Origin of the sequence: Microcystis sp. LSC13-02 (assembly GCA_002282935.1) — a bacterium.
In the GTDB taxonomy this organism is placed as follows: Bacteria; Cyanobacteriota; Cyanobacteriia; order Cyanobacteriales; family Microcystaceae; genus Microcystis.
Genome location: MTBT01000107.1, coordinates 1 through 5,285, shown reverse-complemented (window position 1 = coordinate 5,285; position 5,285 = coordinate 1). Strand labels below are relative to the sequence as shown.

The following is a 5,285-nucleotide window of genomic DNA, read 5'->3' as shown; positions in this document are numbered from 1 at the left end:
GGTTCAGTTTTTAGCTTGGTTATCGCTTTTTCCATTGTAGCTTAAAGCCGTCGTAAAACGACGGGGTTTTAACCCAAATTTTCGATAAATAATTGGCACGGATGCGAATTTCTGATTGGATAACTGAGGAAAACTTTTTAGACATTAAGAGGGGTTTTGACTGAGATTCCGCAAGGTACGATTGACAAAGCTGAGGTAGTCGTCAATTTCTTCGTAGGCATCGAGTTCTTGCTTTTCTGCGGGGGTAATTGCTGATTCTTTCTCTAGTTGGAGTAATTCTTCAATCCGAGTCTGAACAGCAGTGGAAGCTCGAAATATAGCAACTCCATCTTCTAATTCTAGGCAGACGGCTCCCTCTCTGGCTAGGACAGAGGGCAAGTGATTGAGTTTAGGGATTGCTTGGGGGGTCATTTCAGTTACCAGTTATCAGTCATCGGTGACTACCGCAGTCCAGTCGGTAGCTTGAAATCAGAAGAATTTTAACTTTTATCCCCATTATAAGTTACGATTCAAGCCTGCGGCTGTGGTAAGTCTTGGCGATTTTTTTTTGGCCAAAACCCTTGACAAAATCGGAGACTTGCCCTATACTTCTTGTATAATGGGAATCCGTGCCTGCCTGCGAACCCTTCATTTTTAGGCTAGATACCCTCAATGCTAGGATAATCAGCCATGTCAGGACAAACGGGCAATAAACCACTTTTTTCTCAACACTATCTTGAGCATCGGCTGCCGGATTCTGGGGAATGGCAAGAGGATGTATCAGTGGCATTTTGCCGCTTAGAGAGTCTTTATCAACAAAAAAAGGCGATTTTGCCGACTCTTAACGAAGCGCAAACGGAAGCAGAATTAATACAACCGATTCTAGAAATTCTCGGTTTTAGTTATATACCGCAGGTAAGCAGTAGAGGAAAAGGAAGGTCAGAAAGGCCAGATTATGCTCTATTTGCCGGAGAAAATGACCGTTATCAAGCCTATTCCTTCCAGAATAATGAAAAAGCCTTTTATAGTCAAGTTTTAGCGATCGCTGAGGCTAAATACTGGGAACGTTCTCTTAGTGACGTTTCTAAGAATGATCAGCGAGATATCTGGAAAAATAGTAATCCTTCCTTTCAGATCACCAATTATCTGACGGGGACGGGAGTAGATTGGGGTATTCTCACCAATGGTCGGGAATGGCGCTTATATTACCGTCAAGCGTCCTCCACTGCCACGGAATTTTATCTAGTGGATTTGATGGAACTATTAGAAGGGGGAGATCGGCAAAAATTTCGGTATTTCTGGTTATTTTTCCGTCAAGAGGCTTTTATTAAGGATATTCACGGTCAGAATTTCCTTGAACGCGTCCGGGAGGGAAGTACCACCTATGCCACCAGAGTGGGTGACGAGTTAAAAGAGTTAGTCTTCGATCGCATTTTTCCCGATATTTCTAAAGGTTTTGTATCATTAAATACAGACATACAGCCAGACTTATTGTACGAGGCGAGTTTATCCTTGCTGTATAAATTATTATTTCTTCTCTACGCGGAAGCGCGGGACTTGCTGCCGGTGAGGGGAGACTATCGCGATTATAGCTTATTGCAAAAGACGCGAGAAATTGCCGTTAAAATCGATCGTCAGCAGGTCTTTAGTGGCACCTCGACGGGAATATACGATGCTCTCCTCAGTTTATTTCGCATTGTCGATCGAGGGGATGCTAATTTAGCCGTACCTCGTTACAACGGGGGTTTATTTGATATGGAAGAAGGCCGGGTGAATTGTTTTCTCGGTCAATATAAGTTATCCGATGCGGTTTTAGCGCCCATCTTAGACAAGTTAGCACGTTTTGAGGGACAGCCGATCGACTATAGTTTTTTAGGTGTGCGACAGTTAGGATCAATTTACGAAGGATTACTGGAATATCGCATCGTGATTGAGGGGGAATCGGTACATCTGGAAAATGATCGGGGGGAAAGAAAAGCCACCGGTTCCTATTACACTCCCGATTACATTGTTAAATATATTGTCAGTCATACCCTCAAACCAATTTTAGAGCAAAGAGCGCAACAGTTCGGGGATTTAATGACAGAAATCGCCACCCGAAGACAAGAAAGTGCCGATAGACGTTTAGGAAATCTCAGTCAGCAGGGATTACAAAAAGAGCTACAACGCTTAGAAAAAAAAGCGATCACCACCTTACTTGATCTTAAACTCTGTGACCCCGCCATGGGCAGCGGACATTTTTTAGTGGAAGCAGTGGACTATCTCACCGATGAGTTAATCCAGATTCTCAATCTTTATCCCGAAGATAATCCCGTTTTAACCATGTTGGAAACCACCCGAAAAAATATTATCGACAATCTCCGACAACAGGGAATTATTCTCGATTCTCCCACCCTTGAACCAACGCAGTTATTACAAAGAGTGGTGATGAAGCGCTGTATTTATGGGGTAGATATCAATCCGATGGCCGTAGAATTAGCCAAGGTTAGTCTCTGGTTACATTCTTTCACAGTGGGCGCGCCTTTGAGTTTTTTGGATCATCATTTACGTTGTGGTAACTCTCTGATCGGAACTACCGCCAAGGATGCAGAAGCCGCTATGATCGAGGAAGAAAGTGGTCAATTAACTCTTTTAACTGGCCCTTTTGTCGGGTTACTTCGGTCCGCGGAAATTATGCGGGGAATTAGTACCCTCAGCGATGCGACTTTTGCAGAAGTGGAAGCAAGTGAACAGTTATTCCGTGATTTTGATAGTCAAGCTAAACCCTACAAGCGTTTATTAGATGTTTTCCTCTCTCGCTTTTTTGGGGTTAAAACTGCTATCGAGTTTCTGCAGCGTTACGGTGGCAATATATCGGCAATTAATTGGGATAAGTTACCCCCATCAGACCAACGAATTTTAGACCAGGCAGCTAGTTTATATAAAGATAAGCGCTTTTTTCATTGGGATCTGGAATTTCCCGAAGTTTTTATCGATCTTGATTCCGCTTCTTGGAAGGATAACCCCGGTTTTGATGCAGTTATCGGTAATCCTCCTTACGTTCGACAAGAAGGATTAAAAGAGATTAAACCTTTTCTAAAAGAAAATTATCAATCTTTTCATGGAGTTGCCGATTTATACGTTTATTTTGTCGAAATGGGGTTACTATCCTTACAGCAAGGAGGTCACTTGGGTTTGATTATATCAAATAAATTTATGCGTGCTAATTATGGAACGAAATTAAGACAATTTCTAACCCAGCAAACAACGATAAAAGAAATTATCGATTTTGGAGAATTGCCTGTTTTTTCGGAAGCGGCAACTTTTCCATCTATTATACTGATTGAAAATAATATTGTAGGTCAACAAAATGTTTTAGTATCAAAGATTAAGTCTCTCAAATTCAATAGTTTAATTGATGTGATTAATGATCTATCATATTATGTATGTGAAAATAGCTTGTCTGTGGAAGGTTGGTCGTTAGCTAAAAATCAGATTGCTACAATTGTCGAAAAATTACAAAAAAAAGCTGTTTTTCTTGGTGAATATGTAAACAATCAGATTTATCTAGGAATTAAAACAGGATGTAACGAAGCATTTGTGATTGACAAAAATATCAAAGAATATTTAGTAAAAACCGACCCAAACAATCAACAATTTATCAAGTCTTTAATAGCAGGAGATGATTTAAGGAAATATGAAATCAAGAATCGGGACTTATATTTATTATTGATTCCCTGGGGATGGACAAAACAAAAAATAGATACAGATCAGGAAAAATTGGCTTGGAATTATCTTTCTTCATTGTACCCTTCTCTTACTAAACATCTTGGGGGTTTTGCAGAAAAAGCTAGAAAACGATGTGATCAAGGACAGTTTTGGTGGGAATTAAGACCTTGCACTTATTACGATATTTTTGAAAAACCTAAAATTATTTATCCAGATATTGCTAAAGAATCGCGCTTTACTTTAGATAATAATGGCTTTTACTCAATCAATACTACCTATTTAATTCCTAGCCAAAGTTATTATTTACTAGCTCTTTTAAATTCCAGCTTAATTTTCTTTTATATGTCTCAAAACAGTGCTGTATTGGGGGATACAGAGAAGCAAGGTAGATTAAGATTTTTTGGTCAATACATGGAGAATATCCCCATCCGAAAAATATCTTTTAACACCAATAGCGATCGCCGTCAACAGTGCTTAGAGAAACTTATTAAAAGTTATCAAGAAAAGCAAGAGATATTAAAGAAAATCGAGGAGCATATTAGGAGAGAGGAAACTGATATAGTCCATGATATTCTGGCATACTTAGCAGAACAGATGATCGAGATAAATCGGGAAAAACAAAAAGAAATCAAAAGCTTTTTGAGATATTTAGAGAGAATAATCGGCAGTGCGATCGATAATTTAACCAACAAATCAAAAATCCAAAACTATCTCGGTGACTATCAAAAAAGCGAACCTCATCTTAGCTTCGAGCAACTTGGGGAGATACTGAAAAAGAACAAAAAGAAAATTAGCGTTAACTTGCTTGATCGCCAAATACAGGAAACCCTAGAAAAAGAATATCAAACCAGTCTAGAGAAACTTTTACCCCTAAAACAACAATTAAGCGCCATCGATGAATTGATCGATCTAATTGTTTATAAACTCTATGGATTAAGCGAGGAAGAAATTAAAATTATTGAAGGGAGAGAGTAAAAAAAAAGAATCAGCTGCCCGCGTATTTAAATTACTTGTTGAGATACAGATCCCGTCGAGGTGGTATAACCGTTAAATTTACGACCAATCCTGACTCGTATCGCAGAGGAAATGGTCGGCCATGATGTCCTCGAAGGTGAAAGAACAGTGAGAGGGAAAAGTCCGTATCGGTAAATCCGTCTCGCGTAAAGCCAAATCGACCCCGGCCTCGAAAGCATCGGATAAAGCCGTCGGTATCCGGGATTTTAAACTAGGATTACCCTCTAGATGCCGTCTGATCGCTCGTCTCTGTTCTCTAATCGTCAAAAACCAGCTGCGAGAACGTTTATCTGGCTGATATTCCCATTTGAGAAGATGTCCTACCAAAACGGTTAGACGGCTCACCAGTTCTCGATATTCTTGTTTACCCAAGGAAATGATTTCCTCCCGTAAGTTTTGCCAGTCCAGAGCTTCTACCTGTCGGTTGGCTAGAGCTTTCGCTTGTAGCTCTGTCCACCCATAGAAGTCGTATTCATACAGGGAATTGGCTTGATCTTTCATCGAAAATTTTGGGTCTGAAACCCCGTCGTAGAACGACGGCTTTACCGTTAAATACTAGCGCATTTACCAAATATATGCTAAAA

General features: G+C 40.0%; 3 protein-coding genes. 1 reads left to right on the top strand and 2 read right to left on the bottom strand.

The window, feature by feature from the left end; translation table 11 throughout:
* Nucleotides 1-144: 144 nt before the first annotated feature.
* A complete protein-coding gene (locus tag BGL89_RS06570) occupies nt 145-411 on the bottom strand; it encodes a hypothetical protein (RefSeq protein ID WP_286825003.1) in 267 nt (88 codons plus the stop codon).
* A 258-nt stretch (nt 412-669) separates the two neighbouring features.
* Here BGL89_RS06570 and BGL89_RS06565 point away from each other — a divergent pair, with 258 nt between their 5' ends.
* Entirely contained in the window at nt 670-4,662 is a 3,993-nt protein-coding gene (locus BGL89_RS06565) for an Eco57I restriction-modification methylase domain-containing protein (RefSeq protein ID WP_286825002.1), read from the top strand.
* A gap of 78 nt (nt 4,663-4,740) precedes the next feature.
* Here BGL89_RS06565 and BGL89_RS06560 read toward each other — a convergent pair whose 3' ends face one another.
* Nucleotides 4,741-5,202, bottom strand: a complete 462-nt coding sequence (locus tag BGL89_RS06560) for a DUF29 domain-containing protein (protein WP_286825000.1) — start codon at nt 5,200-5,202, stop codon at nt 4,741-4,743.
* Between the last annotated feature and the right edge of the window lie 83 nt (nt 5,203-5,285).